The following is a 25,775-nucleotide window of genomic DNA, read 5'->3' on the forward strand; positions in this document are numbered from 1 at the left end:
TTCCTCCCCGATCAAGCCGGCAAATGGCTGCGCTGCGCGTCTAAGGTCTTCGTCTTTTCGGTGACGACATCGCCGGTGTGCTTGGTCTGCGACGGCTCGAAAAGCACGATCCAGCATTCCTCTGGCGCAACCGGATTATGCTCGACACCTCTCGGCACGACATGAAAATCACCGGCGCTCAGATGCACATGCGGGCGGTCGCGATATTCGATGGTCAGCGACCCCTTCCAGATGAGGAAAAGCTCGTCCTCGTCGCGGTGGGAATGCCAGGTCAGCTGGCCCTGGACCTTGGCGAGCTTGACGCTCTGGCCGTTGAGATCGGCGATGACGCGGGGCGACCAGTGCTCGGTGACCTCCGCATATTCGGTTTCGATCGTGCCGGTGTTGAAGCCCATCCTCAGACCCTTTCGATAACCGTTGCCGTGCCCATGCCGGCGCCGATGCAGAGCGTCACCAGCGCGGTGTTGAGGTCGCGGCGTTCAAGTTCGTCCAGCACCGTGCCGAGGATCATCGCGCCGGTGGCGCCGAGCGGATGGCCCATGGCGATGGCGCCGCCATTGACGTTGATCCTGTCGTGATCGATGTCGAAAGCCTGCATGTATCGCAGCACCACGGCGGCGAAGGCCTCGTTCAGCTCGAAGAGGTCGATATCGGCAAGGCGCATGCCGGTCCGCGTCAACAGCTTCTCGGTGACATCGACCGGGCCGGTCAGCATCAAAGCCGGATCGGAGCCGATATTGGCGAAGGCCTTGATGCGGGCGCGGGGCTTCAGCCCCATGCTTTCGCCGCCGGCCTTCGAGCCGAGCAGGACGACGCCGGCGCCGTCAACGATGCCGGAGGAATTGCCGGCATGGTGGACATAGTTGATGCGCTCGATCTCGGGATGCGCCTGGATGCCGACGGCTTCGAAGCCGCCCATCTCGCCCGGCATCTGGAAGGACGGATTGAGCGAAGCCAGCGCCTGCATATCGGTGCCCGGGCGCATATGTTCATCCTTATCCAGGATCGTCAGGCCGTTCTGATCCTTGACCGGGACGACCGACTTGTCGAACCAACCCTGCGCCCAGGCATGTCCGGCGCGCTTCTGGCTCTCGACGGCATAGGCGTCGAGATCGGTTCTGCTGAAACCGTATTTGGTGGCGATGAGATCGGCCGAGACGCCCTGCGGCATGAAATAGGCCGGGAAATTCACCGAGGGATCCATGAACCAGGCGCCGCCGGACATGCCGAGGCCGACGCGGGACATGCTTTCGACGCCGCCCGCGATGACGATGTCGTCGGCCCCTTGGGCGATCTTGCCGGCGCCGAAATTGACGGCATCGAGCCCGGAGGCGCAGAAACGGGAGATCTGCATGCCGGGCGCCCTGGTGGAATAACCGGCCTCGAAAGCGGCGGCCTTGGGGATGACCGCGCCGGCATCCATCACCGGATCGACGCAGCCCATGATGATGTCGTCGACCGTCGTGGTGTCGAGCCCGTTGCGGTCGCGGATTGCCTCCAGCGTCTTGGCCGCAAGGCGGACGGAGGGCACCTCATGCAGGGCGCCATCCTTCTTGCCGCGGCCGCGCGGCGTGCGGACGTGATCGTAAATGAAAACCTCGGTCATTGTCTCGTCTCCCTGGCGGCGCGGCGGGCGCCGGTAAATTTCGTGTTTTCCCTTCTCCCCAGCGGGGTGCGAAGGACGGGTCGAGACCAGTGGCTCGACCTTGGGCAAAGCGAGGCGATGAGGGGTCTCCGGCAAGGCCGGAGCCAAACGAAAGCCGCGCCTGCGGCCCCCTCATCCGACCCTTCGGGCCACCTTCTCCCCGCTAGGGAGAAGGGGGAACCTCAATTAGAAGGCTTCCGCGGCCAGGTCCATCATCGTGTCGGCGCCGGCTTCGATGCGGGTCTTGCGCAGCGCGGTTTCCGGCATGATGCGCTCCATGAAGAAGCGGGCGGTCACCAGCTTGTTCTTCAGGAAATCTTCGCGGCTCGCATCGCCGGATGCAAGGCCGTCATCGGCGGCTTTCGCCATCTTTGCCCACATATAGCCGAGAACGACGAGGCCGAAGAGATGCATATAGTCGGTCGAGCCGGCGCCGGCGTTGTCGGGCTTGGCCATGGCGTTCTGCATGAACCACATGGTCGCGGCCTGGACGTCGTTCAAGCCCTTCTTCAGATGCTTGGTGAAGAAGGAGAGCTTTTCGTCGCCGCGGTTCTCCTCGCAGAAATCACCGATCTCCTTGAAGAGGGCCATGGCGGCGCGGCCGCCGTTCAGGGCGAGCTTGCGGCCGACGAGGTCGAGCGCCTGAATGCCGTTGGCGCCTTCATAGATCATGGCGATGCGGGCATCGCGCACATACTGGCTCATGCCGTGTTCTTCGATATAGCCGTGACCGCCGAAGACCTGCTGGGCCATGACGGCGTTATCGAAGCCCTTGTCGGTCATCACGCCCTTGAGGATGGGGGTGACGAGGCCGAGAATATCGTCGGCCGTCTGGCGCTCCTTGTCGTCGGTGGCGCGGTGGGCGATATCGGATTTGAGCGCCGTCCAGAGCAGGAAGGCGCGGCCGGCCTCGTTGAAGGCGCGGATGGTCATCAGCGTTCGGCGGATATCGGGATGGACGATGATCGGATCGGCCTTCTTGTCCGGCGCCTTAGGGCCGGACAGCGAGCGACCCTGGATGCGGTCGCGGGCGTAGTTGGCGGCATTCTGATAGGCGATCTCGGAAATGGCGATACCCTGCAGGCCGACCATCAGACGGGCCTCGTTCATCATCACGAACATGGCGTTGAGGCCGCGGTTTTCGGCGCCGATCAGGAAGCCGGTCGCCTCGTCGTAATTCATGACGCAGGTGGCGTTGGCGTGGATGCCCATCTTGTGCTCGATCGCACCGCAGGTGACCGCGTTGCGGGCGCCAAGCGCACCGTCCTTGCCGACGAGGAATTTCGGTACGATGAAGAGCGAGATGCCCTTGGTACCCTCCGGCGCGCCTTCGATGCGGGCAAGCACCAAGTGGACGATGTTGTCGGCAAGGTCATGCTCACCGGCGGAGATGAAGATCTTCTGGCCGGAGATCTTGTAGCTGCCGTCGGCCTGCGGCACTGCCTTGGTGCGCAGTATGCCGAGATCGGTGCCGCAATGCGGCTCGGTCAAGTTCATCGTGCCGGTCCAGGCGCCGTCCACCATCTTCGGCAGATAGGTGGTTTTCTGCTCGGCCGAACCGTGGACGAGGATCGCGGCGATCGCGCCCTGCGTCAGGCCCGGATACATCATCAACGACATGTTGGCGGCGGAGGTATATTCGCCGACGGCGGTATGCAGCGTATAGGGAAGCCCCTGCCCGCCGAATTCCTCCGGCACCGCAAGGCCGATCCAGCCGCCATCGCGATAGGCTTTGTAAGCCTCCTGGAAGCCTTTCGGCGTCGAGACGCTGGCATCGTCGTGGCGCGTGCAGCCTTCCTGATCGCCGGAATAATTCACGGGAAAGAGAACTTCTTCGGCCACCTTGGCCGCCTCGCCGAGGATCGCTTCGATCATATCGGGCGTGGCGTCGGCGAAACCCGGCAGATTGTTGTAGCGTTCGAGGCCCAGCACGTCGTTCAGGACGAAGAGCGTATCGTTCACCGGGGCCTTGTAGACTGGCATCTGTCAAATTCCTCCCATTCGACTGCCGGTCGCGCCGGCCTCGCGGACTGTCTTACAAAATATTGACGTTTGCGTAAACGTCAAAATCGCCACCTTGGCTGCCTTTCGCGAAAAAAATTACGGGCGCGAATCCGCAACTGCTGACGAGACGTCGTCTCCCCTTCCTTGTCCATTGCGGAACGACGTATAAGCGGCAAGGCTCTTTAAACCGCAGATCGGGAATGCTTCAGATGATCAGTTTCGATGCGATAAGGCAGCGTGCGGAGCAACGGAAAGGCGGCGCGGCAGCGCTGCAGGCAATGCTGGAGAAACATCGGCCGGATCACGACCGGCTGCGCACCATGCCCGACGACCGCATCCTCGCCGACATGACCCGACGTATCTTCTACAGCGGCTTCGTCCAGAAGGTGATCGATGCGAAGTGGCCGGGCTTCGAAGCGGCGTTTTACGGTTTCGATCCGGCAATGCTCAATATTGCGCCGGACGATTACTGACATGAGCTGACCTCGGACGAACGGATCATCCGCAACGGCGCGAAGATCATGGCGGTGCGCGCCAATGCCGCTTTCGTGAGGGAGCTGGCGAAGGAATATGGCAGCGCCGGCGCCTTTATCGCCGACTGGCCGCGAGAGGACCAGATCGGCCTTCTCGACCTGCTGAGCAAACGCGGCAGCCGGCTCGGCGGCATGACCGGGCAATATTTCCTGCGCGGCATCGGCCGCGACAGCTTCGTCGCCACGATGGACGTACTCGCCTGCCTGCGATCGGCGGGCGTGCCGCTGTCTGCCTCCGGCACAGCGAAGAAGGACCAGCCGCTGATCCAGCAGGCCTTCAATGCATGGGCCGAGGAGACCGGCCTTTCCTTCAATCACCTCTCGCGCATCAGCGCCTATTCGATCGATGCGGTAGGGCCGCACTGAAATTCCCGCCAGGGCGCTGGCACGAGCCATCGGCACTTCCTACCTCTTTCGGACGATCCACGCAGGAAGATACTCATGTCCGACTTTCCCTATGCCAGCGCCCTCATCGTCGGGGCGGGTTCCGGCATCAGCGCATCGCTCGCCCGGCAATTGTCGGCGCTCGGAGTCAAGGTCGGGCTTGCCGCCCGCAACATCGAAAAGCTCCAGGCGCTCTTGGAGGAAACAGGCGCCAGCGCATTCAGCGCCGATGTGTCGAAGCCTGCCAGCGTCGCGGCGCTGTTCGAAGAGGCTGCCGCCACCATCGGCGGGCCAGAGGTCGTGATCTTCAATGCCGGCGCCCGGGTGCGCGGCCCGTTTGCCGAACTCGACCCCGCCGAAGTGGAAAAGGCGATCGCGACCACCGCCTTCGGCGGCTTTCTGGTGGCGCAACAGGCGGCGCAGCACATGATACCGCGCGGCCGCGGCGCGATCTTCTTCACCGGCGCTTCGGCAAGCGTGAAAGGCTTTGCGCAATCGGCTCCCTTCGCTATGGGCAAGTTCGCGCTGCGCGGCCTTGCCCAGAGTGCCGCCCGCGAGCTCGGGCCGATGGGCATCCATGTCGCCCATTTCGTCATCGACGGCGGCGTGCGTTCCGAAATCCGGCCGGACCGGGCGGAGAAACCAGACGGCACGCTGCTGCCGGACGCGATCGCCCAGACCTATATCGACGTGCTTCGCCAGCACCGCAGTGCTTGGTCGCTGGAAGTGGAAGTCCGGCCATGGACGGAGAATTTCTGAGCTGCCGGCGGCGCAGAAGAGGCCGCTTTCGCGGCGGTTACGAACAGACTATGTTTCGTCGAAAGAGCTGGCAGGGAGGAACCGATGCCGCGCCTGGACCATGTCACGATCGATACCCGCGATGCGCCTCGCATGATCGGCTTCTTCAAGACCGTGCTCGGCGTCGAGGAAGGCTACCGGCCGCCTTTCCCCTCGCCCGGCCACTGGCTCTATCTCGACGACCGCCCGGTCATCCATCTCAGCCTGACATCGCGCAGCGGTGATTTTCCACCCGGCATCTTCAACCATGTCGCCTTTAGCCTTTACGAATTCGCCCCGGCGCTGGAGCGCATCAAGTCGAGCGGCTATCGCTACGAATATTACGATATCCCCGACACCGATCTCGGCCAGGTCTTCGTTTACGGCCCCGAGGGCGTGAAGATCGAGCTGCAATATAAGCGGCCGGCCTGAACGCGCACCGCCCTTCGATCCGACCAATTGGCCGGCAATTGCCGCCAAAAACGGCGTTTTGAGCCCAAACGTTAAAAAATTCTCAGCGACATTAACGGCTTGTTTACCACGTTTCGTGAAAGGTGCGGATTGAGCAACAGCAATCCGCATTCCTTTTCCCAGTCTCGCGTTTCCCAGGGATGCCGCTACATCGTTCAGCTTGAGGAAAGTCTAATTGACTAACTTCTGATGAAAGATGCTCCGGTCCGCGTGAAGACGCTGGCCACAGACGGAAAAGCCACAGATCGAGCTCTGACGAGGGGTCGAGCAGTCGAAGCGAGCAAGAAGATGAACGGATCGCGATCAAATCCTTCCCGACAGTCCGACAGGACCTCGCTCGATGCGCTGAACCGCACGATCGAGGGGCTGGAGGCGCGCATTGAAGGGCTGATGGGCAGCGGGCGCGAACAGCGGCCGCGCACGGCAACGGCCGAGCGCGATCCCTATGCCGGCTCCAACCCTCCGCGCCCGGCAAGGGCGCCGATCGAGCCGCGGCCGGATCCGCTCGCCGAAATCCGCCAGCGCCAACGCGCGCTCGAAGCCGGCCGTGAGCGGCCCTACGGACGCGAGCCGGCCCCGCAATTGCGCGACCCTGCGCCGCGCGCCGCACCGCAGGCGGCACCCGCCTTCCGCCCCGGCGACGACACGATGACGGAGATCGCCCAGGCGCTCGTCAACCTGCGCCAAGACCTGAAGCGCGACATTTCCGAAGGCGTCACCCGCGAGATGAACGCGCTGCGCGCCGAACTTCGCGAGATCAAGACGAATGCCGGAGACGGCCGCTTCGCCGACGACATGCGCGCCGATATGGGCCGCCTTGCCCAGAGCATCACCCAGCTGACCGGCCGTTCGAGCGCCCCGGAGGCCGCCGGCCTTCGCGAGGATTTCGAGGAACTGCGCTCGCTGATGGACGGGCTGGCGCGCGAGGATTCGCTGCGCCATATGGAAAATCGCTGGGACGGCTTCGAAAGCCGGCTTGCCGCCCTCGATACCGAGGGGCTGCAGGAAGAACTGGTTTCGCTCGCCTATCGGCTCGACGACATCAAGCGCCATATCGGCGGCATGGGCGAAAGCCCGGCGGTCAGGGCGCTTGAGGACAAGCTCATCGCCATCGCCACGGCGATGGAACAGTTCGGCAGCATGATCCAGCCGCACGACCGGGTGATGTCCGAACAGTTCGCCGCCATGGACATGCGGCTCGACGAGATCAGCCGGGCGATCGCGGCCAGCGGACGCGCGGCCGCCGCCAACGATCCGGGGCTGATGCAGCGGCTGGAGGGCCGGCTTTCGGCGCTGGCCGACCAGATCGACCTGATGAGTCATGATGCGGCCAATCGCGCAACGCCTGATGAGGAGCTGGCGCTGCGGCTCGAGGCCCTAACATCCCGCGTCGAGGAGCTGACCAAGGCGGAAGCGACGTCGCGACTCGACGAACGGCTGGAACATCTGTCCTATCTGCTGGAGCACACCCAGAAGGCCGCGCCGCAGCCCGATCTCACCGGACCGCTTTCCGACATTTCCCGCAAGATCGACGCGCTCGAAAACGGCGCCGTCAACGACGTGCTGGCGCAGCGGCTCGATCATCTCGCCCGACGCATCGACGAGATGGCCTATCAGCAGCCGGCGCCCGTGGCGGCGGTCGACGACGGCGCCTTCCAGCGTTTGGAAGGACGGCTGAGCGACATCGCCGCCCGGCTGGAAGAGAGCACGGCGGCAGCTCCGACCGATCCGCACGCGCTGAAGAACCTCGAAGACCAGATCGCCAATCTTTCGGCGCTGATGAGCGAGCCGCGCGAAAGCGCTGCGATCCCCGCCGATCTCGACCGGCGGATGGGCGCGATCGAAGATTATATGGCGACCAGCGACGAATATATCATCGAGGCAGCGCGCCAGGCGGCTGAGGCCGTCGTAGAGGCCTATTCGCGCAATGGCGCCGCCCAGGGCGGCGTGCCCGCCGCCGACATGTCGGCGCTGACGGCGCTCGCCGAAGACCTGCGCCATCTCGAGGATATCAGCCGCGACAGCGAGGAACGCACGCACAAGACCTTCAAGGCGCTGCACGAGACGCTGGTGCATATCGCCGATCGCCTCGATGGCATGGAAGAGCGCGGGCGGCCGGCCGCCCAGATGCCGTTGGCCGAGGTCGACTTCGATGTCGATCCCTATGCGCTGATGGTGGCCGAGGCCGAGATGAACAAGGCGCCGGCCGCTGTCGCGACGGCGAAGGCCTCTCCCGTCATCCGCACCGCCGAGGTCGCCCCCGAACCTGCCCCCCGGCACAGGCAACCGCCATGAGCGGAACGAGCGCGATCGCCATCGAAGCCGCCACCAGGACGCCGGAGGCTGCCACCCCCGCGCTGGCACAGGCACCGGCAAAGGCCAGCCTGCTCGCCAGCCTCGGCAAGCGGCTGCGGCCCGGCAAGAAGGCCGAAAACCGGGCAGCCGAACGCCCGATGATCGACCCCGCGCCGTCGATCGATCCCGCCGACGTGATGCCGTCGGATGCATCAAACGAACTGCTCGAGCCGGGCTCGGGCGCACCGGACGTCAAGAAGATCCTCGAGCGGGTTCGCGCCAGCCAGAGTGCGGCACGTGGCAAACCTGCCGCCGAAACTGATCGCGCCGATTATATCGCCGCTGCCCGTCGCGCCGCTCAGGCGGCCGCGATGGAGGTGGACGCCAATCCGAAACAGGCAGCCGTCAAGGGCGAGAAGAAGGCTGCCGACAAGGGCGGCAAGATTTCCGAGAAGACGGATAAGGCAGGCAAGACCAGCGCCTTTTCGCGTTACCGCCGGCCGATCCTGCTGGCAGTCGGCGCCGTGCTGCTCGCGATCATGGCCTTTCCGCTTGCGAGAACGCTGACGAGCGGCGAGAGCGCACCGCAGCCGCCGGCCGAGGTCTCGGCCCTGACCGGCGCGACCGAGAACCCGCAGCCGGCCTTGCCTGAAGCGACGCCGGCCCAGTCGGACAGCAATGCCGCAGAGACGGCCGCTCCCACAGCGGAGGCGACCCCACCCGCCGCCGAGCAGGCACAACCCGAGGCAACCCCACCGGTTGCCGGAGATCATCTGACCGACGCGACGCCGCTCGACGGCGAAGGGGCCGCGACCTTTGCCCCCGGCGCGCCATCGGGTGCTGCGCAGGAGACATCGGGCTTCGTCGCGAATACGCCGGCGGCCAGCGCGCCCCAGGCCGCCATCGCCATTCCCGACACCATCCAGCCGAAATCGCTTGCCGATGCGGCGCAGGGCGGCGATGCGCTGGCGCTGTTTGAGATCGGCGCGCGTTATTCGGACGGCCGCAACGGCATCACCGTCGATCAGAAGCAAGCCGCAGGCTGGTACCAGCTTTCGGCCGACAAGGGTTTTGCACCGGCGCAATACCGGCTCGGCAGCATGTACGAGAAGGGCAACGGCGTCGAACGCGACATCGCCAAGGCCAAGGGCTTCTACGAACAGGCGGCAAACCAGGGCAATGCCAGCGCCATGCACAATCTCGCCGTGCTCTACGCCTCTGGCGCTCTTGGCCAGCAGGATTATGCGACGGCCGCCTCCTGGTTCACCAAGGCTGCCAACCTCGGCATCACCGACAGCCAGTTCAACTTGGCGATCCTCTGCGCGAGGGGTAACGGCGTCCCGGCGGATCTCGAAGAATCCTACAAATGGTTTGCGATTGCCGCCAAGGCCGGCGACAAGGATGCGGCGCAGAAGCGCGACGAAGTGGCCAACGCCATGAAGCCCGACCAGCTCGAACGTGCCCGCGCCAAGGCCGATCTCTGGAAGCCGGAGCCGCTCGACCACCGCAGCAATACCATCGACATTCCGGACGAATGGGCGGGAACCGGCCTGAAGACGGCGAGCGTCGACATGAAGAAGGCGGTCCGCAACATCCAGGCGATCCTCAACAATAACGGCTTCGACGCCGGGACGCCGGATGGCGAAATGGGCGCCAAGACGGTGACCGCGATCAAGAACTTCCAGAAGTCGATCGGCCAAGAGCCGGACGGCAAGGTGACCGACGCAACCGTCAAGGCGCTGCTCGAACGCAACAAGCAGGGAGCCAAAGCGATCTAGAGCATTTCCATTCCCTCGGGCGCGGAAATGACTTCTATCGTGATTGCGCCAAACCGGGCGCAAACCGCACGGCCCTTCTGCTGAAATTGCTTTAGAAAAAGCCTGGCGGCACTATGCCGCAAGGCTTTTTCCAATTTTGCCGCCGACTGTCACAAAACCTGAAAAAAGCCGGATTATGCGGGACATATCCATCCGCGCATCCGGCGAATCTTCTGCCACCGATCTCCATCGCTCGATCCAAGGGCCGATCGAAAGCCTCTGGCAACGATTTCACAGTATGGTGCGCATTCGAACGGGGACGTGACAGAAACCGCCCGGCAGGAGCGGTCATCATTCGGGGTCGGCTGTGACAATCTATCTGCCCATCGCAGAATTGTCGGTGAACATCTTCATCATTCTCGGCATGGGGGCGGCCGTCGGATTCCTGTCTGGAATGTTTGGCGTCGGCGGCGGCTTTCTGATCACGCCGCTGCTGATCTTCTACAATATTCCCCCGTGGTTGCCGTCGCCACCGGCGCCAACCAGGTCGTGGCCTCGTCGATCTCCGGCGCGATCACCCATTTCCGGCGCGGCACGCTCGACGTCAAGCTCGGCACGGTGCTTTTGATCGGCGGCCTCACCGGGGCCACGGTCGGCATCTGGATCTTCTCGTTGCTGCGCGCCATCGGTCAGCTCGATCTGATCATCTCGCTGATGTATGTCATCTTCCTCGGCACGGTCGGCGGGCTGATGCTGCTCGAAAGCATCAATGCCATGCGGCGGGCGGCGCGCAACGAGCCGCCGGCGCCGCGCAAACCCGGCCATCAGCACTGGGTGCACAGACTGCCGCTGAAGGTGCGCTTCAAGAAATCGAAGATCTTTCTCAGCGTCATTCCGATCGTCGCGCTCGGTTTTGCGATCGGCATCCTCACCTCGATCATGGGCGTCGGCGGCGGCTTCATCATGGTGCCGGCGATGATCTATCTGCTGCGCATCCCGACCAATGTCGTCGTCGGCACGTCGCTGTTCCAGATCATCTTCGTGACCGCCTATACGACGATCGTCCAGGCGGCGACGAACTTTTCCGTCGATATCGTGCTCGCCTTCATCCTGATGGTGGCGGGCGTCATCGGGGCGCAATACGGCGTGCGCGTCGGCCAGAAGCTGCGCGGCGAGCAGCTGCGCGCCCTGCTCGGCTTGCTGGTGCTTGCCGTCGGCCTGCGTCTGGCGATCGCCTTGGTGGTGACGCCGGCCGACATCTATTCGGTGGTGATCGGAGCCCACAACTGATGCGCCTGCTTGCCGCCGTCCTCACATTGCTTTGTCTGCTGCCGGCGGCGGCCGGAGCGCAATGGCTGCCGGGGCAGTCAACCGAAGCAGTGCGTGAAGGACTTGAGATCGGCACGTCGACCAGCGAAATCGCCATCACCTCGGATTTCCACGGCGCCGATCTGACCATCTTCGGGGCGCTGTCGAATACCGACCAGCTGCTGCTCGCCATCGGCCAATATGACGTGGTCGTGGTCCTGGAGGGCCCGCGTCAGGATGCGACGGTGCGCAAGAAGGAGCGCGTCTTCGGCATCTGGGTGAATACGCGCTCGATGACCTTCGAATCCGTACCGCACTCCTATTCGATGTCGAGTTCGCGGATGATCGACGACCTGACGACGCCACTCGAACTGACCGACCAGGGGATCGGCATCGACCATATTCCGCTGACACCGGTCGGCTTCGTCGGCGACGGCAGCAATCTCGGCGAATTCCGCGATGCCTTCCGGCGGCTGCAGCAGGGCGGCGGATTCTACGACCGCAACCCGAGCGGCGTGCGTTTCGTTTCCTCCAACCTCTTCAAGGCGAGCCTGCGGCTGCCGGCAAACATTCCGAACGGCGTCCACACCGTGCGCGCCTATCTCTTCAAGAGCGGGACTCTGATTACCGAGGAATCGCTTCCGCTGCGCGTCATCAAGACCGGTATCGAGCAGACGATCACCGACGCCGCGCATGGTCAGCCGATCCTCTACGGCTGCGCTGCCGTGCTGCTCGCCGTCATCACCGGCTGGGGCGCCAGCCTGATCTTCCGCAAGGACTGATCTCCGCCGCCGGCGCGGCATTCATGAAAATCTCCTCCCGGAATGGCACGCGACACGGATGCGGCTCATCTTGCCTTCCCGTGAAAACCGCTTGCATTTTGCTATCAGTCGCTCTAGCTTGAACCAGTTGCTATTCGCAATCGGTTTGTTGCGGTGAATGCAATCCACAAGGAGGATGGACATGAGAAAGATTATCGTCTGGAACCTGATGACCCTCGACGGCTATTTCGAAGGCACCAAGCCTTGGGATATCGACTTCCACAATCTCGCCTGGGGGCCGGAGCTGCAGCACTATGCCGAGCAATTCGGCGAGGAAGGCGATCTCCTGGTCTTCGGCCGCAAGACCTATGAGGGCATGGCCTCCTACTGGCCGACCGCCGAAAGCGAAGACACAATCAAAGCCTATATGAACGGCATCGCCAAAATCGCCGTGTCGCGGACGATGACCGAGCCCGGCTGGAACAATGCCCGCGTCGTCAGCGATCCGATCCCGGAACTGACGCGGCTGAAGCAGGAAGACGGCAAAACGATCTTCATCTTCGGCAGTGCCGAGCTCGCCGATAGCCTGCTGAAAGCGGGTCTTATCGATGAAATCAGGGTCTGCGTGGTGCCCGTCATCCTCGGCGGCGGCAACCCGCTCTTCAAGCCTGCCGAGGGCCAGGTGCCGCTGAAGCTCATCGAATCCTCGACGACGCAGGGCGGTGCGGTGATCCTGCGCTACGAGCCGGTGAAAGCGTAGCGTCTTAGACTATCTGATGACGCCGGCGGCCCAATCTGGGGCCGCATTCGGCTTTTCCTGCGGAAATGGCGCCTCTATCATCATCCCCGAAGATTGGGGAGACGGAGCATGGCAGAAGGCGCTGACCTGTCGCTTGCGCAAGAACAAGATGAACGGCCGGCGGTGGATACACCGGTGGAGATCCGATGCAGCGATGGCGTGATGCTCCGCGGCCACCTTTGGACCTCGGGCGGGGCGAAAGCTCACGCCAGCGTCATCATCAATCCCGCGACCGGCGTGCTTGCACGTTATTATCACCGTTACGCCCAGTTTCTCGCCGCTCATGGTTTCGACGTTCTGACCTATGACTACCGCGGCATTGGGCTTTCGAGGCCGGCGCGGCTCCGCGGCTGCGGTTATCGGTGGCGGGAGTGGGGCGAAAAGGATTTCGACGCGGCGCTGCGGTTTATGGACGGACGGGCGGACCAGCCGCTTTGCATCGTCGGCCACAGCATCGGCGGTTTTCTGCCCGGCCTCTCGAAATATGCCGGCCGGATCGACCGCATTCTGACGATGGGCGCCCAATACGCCTATTGGCGCGATTATGCGCCGGCGCGCCGAATGCGGCTGCTGATGAAATGGCACGTCGCCATGCCGGCGCTGACGGCGCTCTTCGGCTATTTTCCCGGCAAACGCCTCGGCTGGCTCGAGGATCTGCCGGCCGGCGTCGCCCATGAATGGAGCTTTCGCCGGGCGCGCATGGAAATGAGCCACCCGGCTGCGGAGCGGGACGAGGTGCTCGCGCGTTTTGCTGCGGTGACCGCACCTATCCTGGCCGTCGCCATGTCGGACGACGAGCTCGGAACCGTGCCGGCGATCCGTCGCACGCTTGCCTATTACTGCAATGCCGAGATCGACGAAGTGCTGTTGCGTCCCGCCGATCTCGGCTTCGAGGCGATCGGCCATTTCGGCCTGTTCCATTCACGTCATTGCGAGGGTTTCTGGCGCGATAGCGTCCTCTGGCTGCGCGACGGCATCCATCCCTGGACGGCACAGGCAGCCCTTCAGAAAACTTCGTATTCGACTAAAAACCGGTTTTTAACATTTACGAGTTAGTAATCTCTCGGAAACGAGAGATTTTGTCATGCGTACTCGTATCGTTCTGACCGCTGTGGGTCTCGCGCTGCTCGCCGGCTGCGCGACGGCGCCGAAGCAGACGCGGAACATCTGCGCCGTCTTCGACGAGCGCGACGGACTTTTCTCCAGCTGGCAGAGTGCGGCCGAGCGGACGGAAAAGAAATACGGCGTGCCGGTGCCGATCCTGATGGCGACGATGTATACCGAATCCGGCTTCCAGCCCTACGCGCGGCCGCCCGCACCAAACTGTTCGGCTTCATTCCCTGGACGCGGCCTTCGACCGCTTACGGCTATTCGCAGGCGCTCGACGGAACGTGGGACCATTATCAGTCGCAGACCGGGAACTGGACGGCGCGGCGGGCGAACTTCGCCGACGCGATCGATTTCATCGGCTGGTACCACGCCCAGAACAGCGCCGAGACCGGCATTCCGCTGAACGATGCTTATAATCTCTATCTCGCCTATTACTCCGGCCCGACCGGATACAAACGCGGCGACTGGCGCTCGAACGGGCAATTGCAGCAGACCGCGCAGAAGTTCGCGCGGATGGCTGGGACCTATCAGCAGCAGTTGCAGGGGTGTGATTAGCGATATTGGGGCGTGCCGTGTGGCGCCTCCCTCTGCCCTGCCGGGCATCCCCCCGCAGGTGGGGAGATCGCTACCCCCGCAAATTCCCGTACCTGACCGAATAAATCCGATCTCGCCCCAGCAGATGTGCGATCAGTGACCCCTTGTCGAACAGGCCTTTCATCGCCTGATGGCCGAGATCGAGGCCGCCGCTCATGACGCCGAAGGCGGGCATCAGGAGGCGGGCGCCGTCGGTGGCGAAGCAGGGACGGCGGATGGATCTGTCGCGGCGGCGCACCGTTGCCGACGGGTGCAGGTGGCCGGCGATTTCGCCGCTCTGCAAGCCGTTCCTCGGCTCATGGCGAAAAGTCAGGCCGGCATAGTGCATTTCGTCGACGGAGGTGCCGGGCAGATCGACGACGCCGTCGGGATCGTGGTTGCCGTTGACCCAGATCCATTCGCGGCCGCGGGCCATGGCGACGATCAGCGCCCGAAAATTCTCCGGCAGATGTTTGGAGCCGATGCGATCGTGAAAATTGTCGCCGAGCGAAACGACGAGCTTCGGATCATAACGGGAAATGAGGGCGGCAAGCACGGTCAGCGTCGCCAGCGTATCATAGGGCGGCAGCATCATGCCGCGGCGGGCGAAGGCGGCACCTTTTTCCAGATGCAGGTCGGAGACGACGAGCAGGCCGGCGTCCGGCAGATAGAGGGCGCCGAGCGGATCGCAGACAGCGGCAATGCCATGGACCGATGTCTCGATGCCGGGGATCGCAGCCAATCCGGATATGTCGCGCGCCAGCGCCAGGCGGTTCATCACTATCGTCGTTTCCAATTCTCGTCAGGCCCAATCTCTTCGGGCCCAATCTCTTCGGGCCCAGTCTCCTCAGGCGAGCGCCTCGGCGATCAGATCGTCGGCCGCCTCGGCCAAGAGCGCGTCATGGGCCTCGCCCGGCACCGCCTCGCGTCCGATCTCCAGCATCACCGGCACGGCAAGCGGAGAAATATGGTCGAGCGGGCGATGGGTGATGTGGCCCCTGATTCGCTTCAGCATATCGCCAAGGCGGCCAATATCCAAAAGTCCCGTCGCCGCATCCTGCCGCGTCGCCTGCAAAAGGATGTGATCCGGCTCGTGGCTGCGCAGCACATCATAGATCAGATCGGCCGAGACGGTGATCTGCCGGCCGCTCTTTTCCTTGCCCGGATGACGGCGCTCGATCAAGCCTGCAATCACGGCGCAATTGCGGAAGGTGCGCTTCAGCAGGAAGGATTCGTCGAGCCAGGCTTCGAGATCGTCACCGAGCATGTCCTCGTCGAAGAGGTCGGAAAGGCTGAGCCGGCCATTGCCGATCATCAGCCCCATATCCTCGAGACCCCAGACGGCCAGCGAATAATCGGTGGCGACGAAGCCGAGTGGCTTGGCGCCGGCCCGCTCTAGCCGGCGGGTCAGCAGCATGCCGAGCGTCTGATGGGCGAGACGGCCCTCGAAGGGATAGGCAACCATATAGCCGCGGCTGCCGCGCGGAAAGGTTTCGATCAGGAACTCGTCGCGCTTCGGCAGCATCGACTTGTCGTCCTGCAAGGACAGCCAATCGCGCACCTGATCCGGCAGATGGCGCCAGCGGTCAGGATCGGCAATCATCGCCCGCACCTGCTCGGCGAGATAGGTCGACAGCGGAAACTTGCCGCCGTTGTAGGAGGGGATTTTCGGATCGAGCGAAAAGGCCTGCGAGGCCAGGCATTCGTTTTCGCGAATGCCCTCGAAACGCAGCACCTTGCCGGAGAAGACGAAAGTATCGCCCGGCGACAATTGCTCGAGGAAATATTCCTCGACCTTTCCCAGCGTGGCGCCGCCGCGGCCGATCCGGCCGCCCTCGCCGCGCTTGACCATGCGGATGTTCAGCATCGGGCTTTCGACGATGGTGCCGAGATTGAGGCGATATTGCTGGGCGACGGCCGGATTGGAGACACGCCAGCGGCCCTCCTTGGTCTTGCGGATGCGGGCATAACGCTCATAGGTGCGGAGCGCATAACCGCCGGTCGCGACGAAATCGACGATGCGCTCGAAGGTCTCCCAGCTGAGATCGGCATAGGGCGAGGCGCTGACGATTTCGTCGTAGAGATCCAGCATGTCGAAGGGTTCGGCGCAGGCCATGCCGAGCACGTGCTGGGCGAGCACGTCGAGCGCGCCGCGGCCGACGGGCGGCGTGTCCTGGGCGCCGATATAATTGGCGTCGAGCGCTGCCTGACACTCCATCACCTCGAAACGGTTGGCCGGTACGAGGATCGCCTTCGACGGCTCGTCCATGCGGTGATTGGCGCGGCCGATGCGCTGGGCAAGGCGCGAGGCGCCCTTCGGCGCGCCGACATGGATGACCAGATCGACATCGCCCCAGTCGATGCCGAGATCGAGCGTCGAGGTGGCCACGACGGCGCGCAGCCGGTTTTCGGCCATCGCCGCCTCGACCTTGCGGCGCTGGGCGACATCGAGCGAACCGTGATGGAGGGCGATCGGCAGGTTGTCGTCATTGATCGTCCAGAGTTCCTGGAACAGCATTTCCGCCTGGCTGCGGGTATTGACGAAGAGCAGCGTCGTCTGGTGGTCGAGGAGCTGCCGGTAGACATCGGGAATGGCATATTTGGCGGAATGGCCGGCCCAGGGAATGCGCTCTTCGGTCGACAGGATCGAGATATCCGGCTTGGCGCCGCCTTCGACGACGACGAGACCGGCATGGTGTTCCCTGCTCTCCTGCCCGCTGCCCTCTTGTTGGGCGACCAGCCATTTCTGCAGATCCATCGGTTCGGCGACAGTCGCCGACAGGCCGATCGTCTGGAGGCCGGGGGCAAGACGTCGCAGACGCGCAAGGCCGAGCGACAGCATATGACCGCGCTTGGAGGTGACGAGCGAATGCAGCTCGTCGAGCACGACATATTTCAGATCCCTGAAGAAGCGCTCGGCCTCGCGGTTGGCGAGAAGCAGGGCGACTTGTTCGGGCGTCGTCAGCAGAATATCCGGCGGATTGAGCTTCTGGCGCTGGCGCTTGGCGTTCGGCGTATCGCCGGTGCGGTTTTCGACGGTGACCGGCAGGCCCATTTCCGCCACCGGCTTCATCAGGTTGCGCTCGATGTCGATTGCCAGCGCCTTCAGCGGCGAGACATAGAGCGTGTGAATGCCGGTGAAGGCGGAGCCGGGCGGAATTTTGCCGCGGCGGGTAAGATCGGTCAGCGACGGCAGAAAACCGGCAAGCGTCTTGCCGGCGCCGGTGGGCGCAATCAGCAGCGTGCTTTCACCGGCCTCGGCGCGGGACAGCAGCTCCAGCTGATGCGCGCGCGGCCGCCAGCCCTTTTCCGCAAACCAGCGGGTAAAGGCGGCAGGCAGCAAAGCGCGGGCTTCGGAATCGATCTGGTCCACGCCCTGAAGGTAGTGAAATAGGAAGGAAAAAGAAGAGCGTCCATCGCCTCATACGGCGATATAGCGGTCCTTGCGATGGTTGATGGCAAGCGTGAGGTTGAACACGACCGCGCCGAGCACGGAGCAGGCGATGATCGAGGGGCTGGCGACCAGGAAGGAGAGCGCCAGGATGACGCAGTCGAAGCCGAGCTGGACGAGGCCGGCGCGCCAGCCGAGCCGATCCTGGATATAGAGGGCGAGAATGCCGATGCCGCCGAGGCTGGCGCGGTGACGGAAGAGCGCCAGGCCGGCGCCGATGACGAGGCCGCCGAAGAGCGCACCGGCGATCGGATTGACATGCCCGATACCGATAAAGCCAGGGACGAATTCCGACAGGACCGAAGTCAGCGCGATGGCGGCGAAGGTCTTGATGGTGAAGGCAGGCCCCATGCGGCGGAAGGCGAGATAATAAAAGGGCAGGTTCACGGCAAAGAAGCAGAGGCCGAAGCTGAAGCCGGTCGCGTAATGGGCGAGGAAGGCGAGACCGGCCGTGCCGCCGGCAAGCAGCCCGGCGCCGGAGAGCAGCGAGACACCGAGCACGGCGAGCATGCTGCCGGCGACGATGCCCTGGGCGTCGTCGAACAGCGAGTGGCGGTCGGCGCTGGAGTTCAGAAGGCCTGTGAAGGCGTTGGCTGCCATGATCTTCCCCTGTCGTTTTTCCCGTTTCTATCCGCCGTCGGGAGAAAGGCAAGCCGCCAGCCGTAAGGTCTGCTCTTGACAGCCGATATAATCATGGATATCTTTTATCCACGATTAGGAGATTGCCTCGATGAAGATGAGCGATGGCGTCGAGCAGGCCATTCACAGCGTTGCGATGCTTTCCGGCCTTTCCGAGAGCGGCGTGCTGTCGGCCGCAGCCCTGGCAGAATTCCACGGTGTGTCGACGAGCTATCTGTTGAAACATCTGCAGGCGCTGTCTGGCGCCGGCATCCTCGATACCGTGCCGGGGCCGAAAGGCGGATACCGGCTGGCAAAGGCGGCGGAAGAGATTTCGCTGCTCGATATCCTGCTCGCGGTCGAAGGACCGGCGCCGGCGTTCCGCTGCGCCGAAATCCGCCAGCGCGGGCCGAACCCTGTCTCCGATCGCTTCTTTGCCAAGCCATGCAATATCAGCGCGGCGATGCTCCGGGCAGAACGGGTCTACCGGGCCGAACTGGCCAAGACCAGCATTGCCGATCTCGGCATCGAATTGAATGCCCTCGACGATGGATCGATCGCAGCCAGAGGCTGCGCCTTCCTTGAAATCCATGAACGCAAGACGGCTCGCTGAGCCATATCAAAGGAGAAGACCATGCAACCCCGTTTCAACTTCGCCAAAGCCGCCCCCGATGCCTACAAGGCGGTCGCCGCACTCGAGCAGTACGTCCAGTCTTCCGGGCTGGAGCGCCGCTTCATCCACCTGATCAAGCTGCGCGCCTCGCAGATCAACGGCTGCGCCTATTGCGTCGACATGCATGTGAAGGAAGCCCGCCATGATGGGCTCTCCGAGCAGTGGATCAACCTGATGTGCGTCTGGCGGGAATCGCCTGTTTATGACGCCAGAGAACGGGCACTGCTCGGCTGGGTCGATGCGGTGACGAACCTTGCCAAAACCGGCGCACCGGATGCCGATTACGAGGCGCTGAAGGCGCATTTCTCCGAGGAGGAGATGACCAAGATCACCGTGGCGATCGGCGCGATCAATATCTGGAACCGGCTTGCCGTCGGCTTCCGCTCGCAACATCCGATCGATGCTGCCGTCAAGGCCGCTTGAGGCCAATGCCACGGGGTTGAGGCTGGGGGCTGAACCCAGGCAAACGTCGGGGCCACACGGCACCGCGCTGAACCAGGAAGTGCGACGTGTCATCCGCTGCGTCAACGGCGAGTTTGGCAAAACAGGCCCCCACCCTCCGTCATCCCAGGCCTTGAGCCTGGGATCAATGGCCCCGCCGCGGTGGGGCGGCGTGGATCCTCGGATCAAGCCCGAGGAGGACGGAGTGTGGGGTGATTTTTGGAGCAAGAACAGCGAGGAATCGGGGCCCGGCTGCGATTTTTACGTGGGCTTCTCAACTCCATCATCTGCCCTCCAGGCGCCTTCATGATGGCATCCCGGCGACCGACCCGAAAAATTCGGGTCGGTTGAATATAAGGTCACTCGTAATTCGGAGTGGCTCGTACAGCAACGGCGTCAGGCGATAAGCCCGAAAGGTCGATGCTGTTGAAGAGGTCGCGGACGACTTTCGCGATTTCCTCTGCGGAAGCGCCTTTGGCGTATTCTTCCTGCATGCGGCGTCTCACAAGCTTTTCCAAATCTGACATAACTCACCTCATCAAATCCGGCGCGGGAAGAAGTGTCGCGCCGGGAGGGGCTTCAGGCAAGTTACGTTTTGTTTAGAATGGCTTACCGATTTGTAATGTCAGAGCGCGATGTACCTGTCGGCGCGATGGTTGATGGCGACGAAGAGGTTGAGGACGACGGCGCCGAGGACGGAATAGAAGACCACCGGCGGCGTGGCGACGAAGAAGGCAGCGGCGAGCACGCAGAGGTCGATGGCGAGCTGGACGAGGCCGGCGCGGATGCCGAACCGCTCCTGCAGATAGACGCCGAGAATGCCGACGCCACCGAGACTGGCGCGGTGGCGATAGAGCGCCAGCACGCCGAAGCCGAGCAACAGGCCGCCGAGAAGGGCGGCCCAGGCCGGGTGGATGCTGGAAATGGAGAAGAAGCGCGACTGCACGTCGGCCAGTACCGAGGTCAGGCCGATGGCGACGAAGGTCTTGATCGTGAAAGCCATGCCGAGACGCTTCCAGGAGAGCCAGAAGAACGGCAGGTTGAGCAGGAAGAAGGCAAGGCCGAAATTGACGCCGAAGGCATAATGCAGGAGGAAGGCAACACCGGCGGTGCTGCCGGTCAAAAGCCCGGCACTGGCGAGCACGTAGAGGCCGAGTGCGGCGACCAGGCTGCCGGAGAATATGCCCTGCACGTCCTCGATCGGGGCATGGCGCGTAGCGCTGGTATTCCAGAAGCCAAGGGCATTGATGAGCTGTGTCATGTCGCCAGTCTCCAACAGCAGACGCGTTCGGGAACACGTCCGGGGGAAAAGCCGGACGCGGTGGTTTTGATTGTGAAATGGACAGGATCGCCCGGCGTTTTGGCCGCGCTTTCTGCGGATAGCTGTGCAATATCAGTGTTCTGGCGTGCCGAGCAAGTGAAATAGGTAAGCAATGCTGTCCTATTAAAAAATCGCAAGAAATATTCGCTCACGCGGGTTTGCGCGTAAGAAACAGAATGCCGGCAACCGGTTTGCCGCCATCTTTGCGAATGACCGTCTTGATGATCTTCAGGATTTCGAGGCCGTGGCGGGCAGCGAGCTGCCTCACATAGGCCTCCGAATGGGCGTAACGCAGCGACGGCGCGAGGTGGAAGCCCCCGCTGTCCCCTGCATCCTCGACGGAAAAGGCGATGTCGGCGCCCGATGCGGCGAGGTCCTCGATGATGGCAAAGACGCTTTCGAGATTGCCGAGATACATCAGCACGTCGGCGGCCGTTACCAGCTCGGCGCGATGGCGCGCGGCGTCGGCGAACAAGCCGGAGAAATTGGGCGCCAGCGAGAGATCGGCCCGGGCGAGGTGATCATAGAACTCCCTTCTCGGCGGCTTTGGCCAGCATGTTCTGCGAGAGGTCGAAGCCTTCGAGGCGGCTGACGCCGGCGCGGATCTCGGGGCCGAGCAGGCCGGTGCCGCAGCCGAGATCGACGGCACGTGCGTAATGCCTGCCGGTGGATGCGACGAGGGCTGCGAGCTTCTGCGGGACGGTGTAATCGAGTTTTTCGACGAGCGCCGATTCGAAACGGTCGGCATAGTCGTCGAACAGGCGCTCGACATAGCGGCTCGGCGGCCGGTCGGGTGTGGCGCCGTCGCCGAGAAGGGCGAGCTTGAGGGCGGCGCCGAAAATGTCGTCGGGATCAAGGGTAAGCGTGTTGCGATAGGCCTCGATCGCGGCCTCGCCGCTGCCCGCCTTTTCGCGATAGGTGGCAAGGCGATACCAGCCGGCGGCCCAGCCGGGCACGAGTTCGAGGGCCTGTTCCATCAGCTCGGCGGCCGCTTCCGGCTCGCCGCCCTCGTCGAGCATTCGGGCATAATCGGCGCGGCGGTCGGCGATGACGTCGCCTGAGGAAAGCTGGTGAGGCTGCATCATCGGCTCTTTATTTGACGCATGTCGTTGCGCTGCACAGTTTTACGTGGCCCGCATCTGGCGGCGGCCACAAAAAACTCAAGTCCTATTTCAGAGGCGAAGCGGCCAATCCCCGAAAGGGCTTGCGGGCAACACGCCGCAACCTTATTCCAAGGGCAAACAGGAGATGGCGCATGTCCGATCAGGTGAACAGGTTCCTCGGCGATTCCTTCGCCCGCACATTGATAAAGCTTGTCGTCGTGTCGCTGATCGTCGGTTTCGTCATGACCGTGTTCGGCCTGACGCCGTGGAACATCATCTATGGCTTCCGCGACTTCATCCTGGAGATCTGGCATCGCGGTTTTTCAGCGCTCGGGCGCGTCGGCGACTACCTCCTCCTCGGGGCGACGATCGTCATCCCGCTTTTCGTCATCCTTCGCCTTTTCAGCTATCGCCGGTAACATGACATCGATCGATCTTTCCAGGCGCAGCCTGCTCATCCTTTCCGGGCTTTCGCTTGCCGCCGGCATCGCCGGCTGCACCACCACCCCGCGCCTTGCCGGCACGCCTTCGAACGGCGAGGACGAAACGGCGAGCGTATTGCCGCTGGTCAACCAACTGAGAGCGAAGAACGGCTTGCCGCCGCTAGCTGTCGATCCGGCGGCGAGCACCGCCGCGCTGTTCCAGGCCAAACGCATGGCAAGTGCCGGTAAGATGGCGCATCTGATGGGGCTGACCGACAGTTTCGGCGCCCGTGTCAAGGCGAGCGGCGTCCGGCTGCCGGCGGCGGAGAATATCGCCTCCGGCCAGCAGAGCGTCGATGCGGTGGTGACCGCCTGGATCAACTCGCCGCATCATCTGGAAAACATGCTCGGGCGCTATGACGGCCTCGGCGTCGCCGTTGCCCACAATTCAGCTTCCCGGAACCTGCCCTATTGGGCCATGGTGCTGTCGAGCTGAGGCGATTCGGCCTCGATATCAGGCCATGGATGGATACGCACAATAACAGGTTCGCCTTCGAGGTGACGCACCGGCTGGTGCTGTCGATCGCCATTCCGATGACGCTCGGCTTCATGACGACGCCGATGCTCGGGCTGACCAACACCGCCGTCGTCGGCCGTATGGGTGATCCGGAAGCGCTGGCGGGGCTGGCGATCGGTGCGATGCTGTTCGATCTGATCATGGGCAGCTTCAATTTCCTGCGCGCCTCGACGACCGGCCTGACGGCGCAGGCCTATGGGCGGCGCGACCAGCACGAGCAGCAGGCGGTCTTCTCCCGGGCGCTGATTTCGGCGCTCGGCTGCGGGCTGGCTCTGCTCTTTCTTTCGCCGCTGCTGAATACGGCGGGGTTGCGGCTGATGGGCGCGGAAGGCGCGATCGCAGAGGCGACCAGCACCTATTTCTCGATCCGGATTCTCGCTGCACCGGCTGCACTTGCGAATTACGCCATTCTCGGCTTCGTGCTCGGGCGCGGACAGGGCAAGATCGGGCTGCTGCTGCAGGCGATCATCAACGGCATGAATATCCTGCTGTCGATCTATCTCGGCCTGACGCTCGACTGGGGCGTGGCGGGAGTCGCCTGGGGAACGATGGCCGGCGAGATGGCCGGCGCGCTTGCCGGGCTTTCCATCGTGCTTAGCGGCTTTGCCAAGGCCGAGCGGCCGGCATGGGCGGAGATCTTTTCGCGGCATCGGCTGGCCGAGCTTTTCGCCCTCAACCGCGACATCCTGATCCGCACCTTCGTGCTGATCGGCGCCTTCACCATCATGACGCGGATCGGCACCAGCTTCGGCGCGGTCACACTTGCCGCCAATGCCGTGCTGATGAATTTCGTCCTGCTCTCCAGCTATTATCTCGACGGGCTTGCCAATGCCGCCGAGCAGATCACCGGCCGGGCGATCGGCGCACGTTACCGGCCGGCCTTCGACCGCGGGCTGAAGCTGACGATCCTGTGGTCCTTCGGGCTGGCAGCGATCGTTTCCGCTTTCTTCTTCCTCGCCGGTCCCTGGCTGATCTCGGTGCTGACGACTTCGCCCGAGGTGCGGCAGGCGGCAGCAACCTATCTGCCCTGGGCGGCGGTGACCGGCCTGACCGGCGCACTCGCCTTCCTGATGGACGGAGTCTTCATTGGCGCGACATGGTCGGCCGAGATGCGCAACCGGATGCTGATGTCCTTTGCCGGCTACCTCGCCATGCTTGCCGTTTTCGTGCCGCTCGTCGGCAATCACGGCCTGTGGCTTGCTATGAACGCCTTCCTGCTCTTCCGGGGCTTTTTCCTGGCCGTGCTGGTCAAGCCGCGGGCCGATCAGACTTTTCGCGCCGCCCAGTAATCCAGCCTGCTGTCGCGCAACTCGCCGATCCCGGATGCCTTTTCGCGGTCCATGAGTTTGGAGAGGCCGCGGACAATATCGCCGGGCAGGCCAGGGCCTTCATAGACCATGCAGGAATAAAGCTGGACGAGATCGGCGCCCGCCCTGATCTTCTCCAGCGCGGTTTCGGCCGAGGAAACGCCGCCGACACCGATGATCGGCAGCGCGGGGCCAACGCGCTTGCGCATTCTGGCAAGCACGGCAGTCGATTTTTCGAACAGCGGCACGCCGGAGAGACCGCCCGTCTCCTTCGCCTGGCGCTGATCTTTCAGTCCGTCACGCGACAGCGTGGTGTTGGAGACGATCAAGCCATCCAGCGCATGCGAGAGCGCTTCCGCCGCGATATCGTCCATGCCTTCCTCGGTCAGATCCGGGGCGATCTTCAGAAAGACCGGCACCTTGCGGCCGGAGGTCGCCGCCATCTCGTCGAGTGCTGCCAGCACCGCCGACAGCAGCGCTGCCAGGCTTTCACGCGCCTGCAGGTCGCGCAGACCGGGCGTGTTCGGCGAGGAGATGTTGGCGGTGAAATAGCGCGCCACCGAATGGAAGCGGCGGATGCCGGCGACGTAATCGGCGATGCGATCCTCGCTGTCCTTGTTGGCGCCGATATTGACGCCGACGATGCCCTTGCCGCTCAGCGCCGCGAGGCGCGCGAAAGCGGCCTCATGGCCTTCATTGTTGAAGCCGAGGCGGTTGATGACAGCCTCATCCTCGACCAGGCGGAAGATGCGCGGCCGGGGATTACCGGCTTGCGGTTTCGGCGTCACCGTGCCGATCTCGGTAAAGCCGAAGCCGAGCTTCAAGAGCGCCTCTGGCACCTCGGCATTCTTGTCATAGCCTGCGGCCATGCCGAGCGGGTTTTCGAAGGTGAGGCCGGCGACGGTCTGGCGCAGGCGCGGATCGGGCGTGATCTGGCAGGCGGGCACGAGGCCGGATTTCAGGGCGGCGATCGACATGCCGTGCGCCGTTTCCGGATCGAACAGGAAGAGACCCCTGCGGGCGAGACGTTTGAAGGGATCGATCATGGCTGCAGCTCCGGGAAGATATGGGCGCCGGTCTCGTCGAGCGGCAACGCCGCTTCCCAGAGCACGGCTTCAAGCGGCAGATCGGCATAGAGATGCGGGAAGAGATCGCCGTTGCGCGAGGGTTCGAATACCAGCTTGTCACCGAAGCCCCCGCCATCGACGGCAATCAACAGCAGGCCGGCCTGGCCGTTAAAATGCAGCGCGGCGGTCTGCTTGGCCTGTTCTGCCGTCGAGAAATGGATGAAGCCGTCCTTGAGATCAATGCCGGCGCCATGAAAAATGCCGGTTTGTCTGGCTTGCTGCCAGAGCGTTTCCGTCACGATCTTGTAAAGGGTCGGTGTCAGGGTCATCATGGCCTCGCGGTTGCTGGTCCTCGATCACCAGCGCTTTGCCGGAAAG

General features: G+C 63.4%; 20 protein-coding genes and 5 pseudogenes. 14 read left to right on the plus strand and 11 right to left on the minus strand.

Annotation, left to right across the window (positions count from 1 at the left end):
- Positions 1-11: 11 nt before the first annotated feature.
- The 3 genes from MF410_RS16260 to MF410_RS16270 all read right to left on the minus strand — a co-directional run bounded on the left by MF410_RS16260 (position 12) and on the right by MF410_RS16270 (position 3,628).
- Positions 12-395, minus strand: a complete 384-nt coding sequence (locus MF410_RS16260; protein WP_097624796.1) for a cupin domain-containing protein — start codon at positions 393-395, stop codon at positions 12-14.
- A gap of 2 nt (positions 396-397) precedes the next feature.
- The gene (locus tag MF410_RS16265; protein ID WP_097624795.1) at positions 398-1,606 is read right to left on the minus strand and encodes an acetyl-CoA C-acetyltransferase; all 1,209 of its coding nucleotides are present in this window, start codon (positions 1,604-1,606) and stop codon (positions 398-400) included.
- Between the two features lie 225 nt (positions 1,607-1,831).
- Positions 1,832-3,628, minus strand: coding sequence for an acyl-CoA dehydrogenase C-terminal domain-containing protein (locus MF410_RS16270; RefSeq protein ID WP_097624794.1), 1,797 nt, complete (start codon positions 3,626-3,628; stop codon positions 1,832-1,834).
- 230 nt (positions 3,629-3,858) lie between these two features.
- Here MF410_RS16270 and MF410_RS16275 point away from each other — a divergent pair.
- From MF410_RS16275 to MF410_RS16315, 9 genes and pseudogenes are all read left to right on the plus strand, one after another.
- Positions 3,859-4,548 (plus strand): annotated as a pseudogene (locus tag MF410_RS16275) (DNA-3-methyladenine glycosylase I).
- Between the two features lie 75 nt (positions 4,549-4,623).
- Entirely contained in the window at positions 4,624-5,325 is a 702-nt protein-coding gene (locus MF410_RS16280) for an SDR family NAD(P)-dependent oxidoreductase (protein ID WP_097624793.1), read from the plus strand.
- Between the two features lie 84 nt (positions 5,326-5,409).
- Entirely contained in the window at positions 5,410-5,775 is a 366-nt protein-coding gene (locus tag MF410_RS16285; RefSeq protein WP_097624792.1) for a VOC family protein, read from the plus strand.
- Between the two features lie 327 nt (positions 5,776-6,102).
- A pseudogene (locus tag MF410_RS16290) lies at positions 6,103-9,887 on the plus strand (peptidoglycan-binding protein).
- A 346-nt stretch (positions 9,888-10,233) separates the two neighbouring features.
- A pseudogene (locus MF410_RS16295) lies at positions 10,234-11,156 on the plus strand (sulfite exporter TauE/SafE family protein).
- Positions 11,156-11,956, plus strand: coding sequence for a TIGR02186 family protein (locus tag MF410_RS16300; RefSeq protein WP_097624791.1), 801 nt, complete (start codon positions 11,156-11,158; stop codon positions 11,954-11,956). The pseudogene MF410_RS16295 and the gene MF410_RS16300 overlap by 1 nt, the downstream one beginning before the upstream one ends.
- A gap of 181 nt (positions 11,957-12,137) precedes the next feature.
- On the plus strand, positions 12,138-12,695 hold the full coding sequence (locus tag MF410_RS16305) for a dihydrofolate reductase family protein (RefSeq protein ID WP_097624790.1): 558 nt from the start codon (positions 12,138-12,140) through the stop codon (positions 12,693-12,695).
- Between the two features lie 108 nt (positions 12,696-12,803).
- The gene (locus tag MF410_RS16310) at positions 12,804-13,790 is read left to right on the plus strand and encodes an alpha/beta fold hydrolase (protein WP_097624789.1); all 987 of its coding nucleotides are present in this window, start codon (positions 12,804-12,806) and stop codon (positions 13,788-13,790) included.
- A gap of 28 nt (positions 13,791-13,818) precedes the next feature.
- Positions 13,819-14,399, plus strand: a pseudogene (locus MF410_RS16315) (transglycosylase SLT domain-containing protein).
- 70 nt (positions 14,400-14,469) lie between these two features.
- Here the strand turns inward: MF410_RS16315 and pdeM are convergent.
- The 3 genes from pdeM to MF410_RS16330 form a co-directional block, all read right to left on the minus strand.
- Positions 14,470-15,195 carry a ligase-associated DNA damage response endonuclease PdeM gene (pdeM, locus tag MF410_RS16320; RefSeq protein WP_097624788.1) on the minus strand — a complete coding sequence of 242 codons (726 nt, stop codon included), beginning with the start codon at positions 15,193-15,195 and terminating at the stop codon, positions 14,470-14,472.
- A gap of 69 nt (positions 15,196-15,264) precedes the next feature.
- The gene (locus MF410_RS16325; protein WP_097624787.1) at positions 15,265-17,790 is read right to left on the minus strand and encodes a ligase-associated DNA damage response DEXH box helicase; all 2,526 of its coding nucleotides are present in this window, start codon (positions 17,788-17,790) and stop codon (positions 15,265-15,267) included.
- A gap of 48 nt (positions 17,791-17,838) precedes the next feature.
- Positions 17,839-18,468, minus strand: coding sequence for a YitT family protein (locus tag MF410_RS16330; RefSeq protein WP_097624786.1), 630 nt, complete (start codon positions 18,466-18,468; stop codon positions 17,839-17,841).
- A 130-nt stretch (positions 18,469-18,598) separates the two neighbouring features.
- Here MF410_RS16330 and MF410_RS16335 point away from each other — a divergent pair, with 130 nt between their 5' ends.
- Both MF410_RS16335 and MF410_RS16340 read left to right on the plus strand, forming a co-directional pair.
- Entirely contained in the window at positions 18,599-19,099 is a 501-nt protein-coding gene (locus MF410_RS16335) for an Rrf2 family transcriptional regulator (RefSeq protein ID WP_097624785.1), read from the plus strand.
- 21 nt (positions 19,100-19,120) lie between these two features.
- Positions 19,121-19,582, plus strand: a complete 462-nt coding sequence (locus tag MF410_RS16340) for a carboxymuconolactone decarboxylase family protein (protein ID WP_097624784.1) — start codon at positions 19,121-19,123, stop codon at positions 19,580-19,582.
- 377 nt (positions 19,583-19,959) lie between these two features.
- Here MF410_RS16340 and MF410_RS16345 read toward each other — a convergent pair whose 3' ends face one another.
- The 3 genes and pseudogenes from MF410_RS16345 to MF410_RS16355 all read right to left on the minus strand — a co-directional run bounded on the left by MF410_RS16345 (position 19,960) and on the right by MF410_RS16355 (position 22,003).
- On the minus strand, positions 19,960-20,127 hold the full coding sequence (locus MF410_RS16345) for a hypothetical protein (RefSeq protein ID WP_239620450.1): 168 nt from the start codon (positions 20,125-20,127) through the stop codon (positions 19,960-19,962).
- A gap of 98 nt (positions 20,128-20,225) precedes the next feature.
- Complete coding sequence (locus MF410_RS16350; RefSeq protein ID WP_097624783.1) at positions 20,226-20,861, minus strand: YitT family protein; 636 nt, start codon at positions 20,859-20,861, stop codon at positions 20,226-20,228.
- A gap of 208 nt (positions 20,862-21,069) precedes the next feature.
- Positions 21,070-22,003: pseudogene (locus MF410_RS16355) on the minus strand (methyltransferase domain-containing protein).
- A gap of 173 nt (positions 22,004-22,176) precedes the next feature.
- Here MF410_RS16355 and MF410_RS16360 point away from each other — a divergent pair.
- From MF410_RS16360 to MF410_RS16370, 3 genes are read left to right on the plus strand one after another with little or no spacing between them, the layout of a single operon-like run.
- Positions 22,177-22,443 carry a DUF6460 domain-containing protein gene (locus MF410_RS16360; protein ID WP_064836366.1) on the plus strand — a complete coding sequence of 89 codons (267 nt, stop codon included), beginning with the start codon at positions 22,177-22,179 and terminating at the stop codon, positions 22,441-22,443.
- Between the two features lies 1 nt (position 22,444).
- Positions 22,445-22,942 (plus strand): CAP domain-containing protein, encoded by a 498-nt coding sequence (locus MF410_RS16365; protein WP_097624782.1) that lies wholly within the window; start codon positions 22,445-22,447, stop codon positions 22,940-22,942.
- A 29-nt stretch (positions 22,943-22,971) separates the two neighbouring features.
- Positions 22,972-24,312, plus strand: coding sequence for an MATE family efflux transporter (locus MF410_RS16370; protein ID WP_097624858.1), 1,341 nt, complete (start codon positions 22,972-22,974; stop codon positions 24,310-24,312).
- Here MF410_RS16370 and MF410_RS16375 read toward each other — a convergent pair.
- Together MF410_RS16375 and MF410_RS16380 are read right to left on the minus strand one after the other, a co-directional pair.
- Entirely contained in the window at positions 24,288-25,376 is a 1,089-nt protein-coding gene (locus tag MF410_RS16375; RefSeq protein ID WP_097624781.1) for a quinone-dependent dihydroorotate dehydrogenase, read from the minus strand. The two genes, MF410_RS16370 and MF410_RS16375, sit on opposite strands and share 25 nt — an antisense overlap.
- Positions 25,373-25,726 (minus strand): DUF952 domain-containing protein, encoded by a 354-nt coding sequence (locus MF410_RS16380; RefSeq protein ID WP_097624857.1) that lies wholly within the window; start codon positions 25,724-25,726, stop codon positions 25,373-25,375. Before MF410_RS16380 ends, MF410_RS16375 begins: the two co-directional genes overlap by 4 nt.
- Between the last annotated feature and the right edge of the window lie 49 nt (positions 25,727-25,775).

The sequence above is a fragment of the Rhizobium sp. C104 genome (assembly GCF_022354505.1).
GTDB classification, from domain to species: domain Bacteria; phylum Pseudomonadota; class Alphaproteobacteria; order Rhizobiales; family Rhizobiaceae; genus Rhizobium; species Rhizobium redzepovicii.

Bases quoted from the DNA above. Each gene is read 5' to 3' on its own strand.
- MF410_RS16260 (WP_097624796.1), bottom strand. From the start codon at position 395: ATGGGCTTCAACACCGGCACGATCGAAACCGAATATGCGGAGGTCACC.
- MF410_RS16265 (WP_097624795.1), bottom strand. From the start codon at position 1,606: ATGACCGAGGTTTTCATTTACGATCACGTCCGCACGCCGCGCGGCCGC.
- MF410_RS16270 (WP_097624794.1), bottom strand. From the start codon at position 3,628: ATGCCAGTCTACAAGGCCCCGGTGAACGATACGCTCTTCGTCCTGAAC.
- MF410_RS16280 (WP_097624793.1), top strand. From the start codon at position 4,624: ATGTCCGACTTTCCCTATGCCAGCGCCCTCATCGTCGGGGCGGGTTCC.
- MF410_RS16285 (WP_097624792.1), top strand. From the start codon at position 5,410: ATGCCGCGCCTGGACCATGTCACGATCGATACCCGCGATGCGCCTCGC.
- MF410_RS16300 (WP_097624791.1), top strand. From the start codon at position 11,156: ATGCGCCTGCTTGCCGCCGTCCTCACATTGCTTTGTCTGCTGCCGGCG.
- MF410_RS16305 (WP_097624790.1), top strand. From the start codon at position 12,138: ATGAGAAAGATTATCGTCTGGAACCTGATGACCCTCGACGGCTATTTC.
- MF410_RS16310 (WP_097624789.1), top strand. From the start codon at position 12,804: ATGGCAGAAGGCGCTGACCTGTCGCTTGCGCAAGAACAAGATGAACGG.
- pdeM (WP_097624788.1), bottom strand. From the start codon at position 15,195: ATGAACCGCCTGGCGCTGGCGCGCGACATATCCGGATTGGCTGCGATC.
- MF410_RS16330 (WP_097624786.1), bottom strand. From the start codon at position 18,468: ATGGCAGCCAACGCCTTCACAGGCCTTCTGAACTCCAGCGCCGACCGC.
- MF410_RS16335 (WP_097624785.1), top strand. From the start codon at position 18,599: ATGAAGATGAGCGATGGCGTCGAGCAGGCCATTCACAGCGTTGCGATG.
- MF410_RS16340 (WP_097624784.1), top strand. From the start codon at position 19,121: ATGCAACCCCGTTTCAACTTCGCCAAAGCCGCCCCCGATGCCTACAAG.
- MF410_RS16345 (WP_239620450.1), bottom strand. From the start codon at position 20,127: ATGTCAGATTTGGAAAAGCTTGTGAGACGCCGCATGCAGGAAGAATAC.
- MF410_RS16350 (WP_097624783.1), bottom strand. From the start codon at position 20,861: ATGACACAGCTCATCAATGCCCTTGGCTTCTGGAATACCAGCGCTACG.
- MF410_RS16360 (WP_064836366.1), top strand. From the start codon at position 22,177: ATGTCCGATCAGGTGAACAGGTTCCTCGGCGATTCCTTCGCCCGCACA.
- MF410_RS16365 (WP_097624782.1), top strand. From the start codon at position 22,445: ATGACATCGATCGATCTTTCCAGGCGCAGCCTGCTCATCCTTTCCGGG.
- MF410_RS16370 (WP_097624858.1), top strand. From the start codon at position 22,972: ATGGATACGCACAATAACAGGTTCGCCTTCGAGGTGACGCACCGGCTG.
- MF410_RS16375 (WP_097624781.1), bottom strand. From the start codon at position 25,376: ATGATCGATCCCTTCAAACGTCTCGCCCGCAGGGGTCTCTTCCTGTTC.
- MF410_RS16380 (WP_097624857.1), bottom strand. From the start codon at position 25,726: ATGACCCTGACACCGACCCTTTACAAGATCGTGACGGAAACGCTCTGG.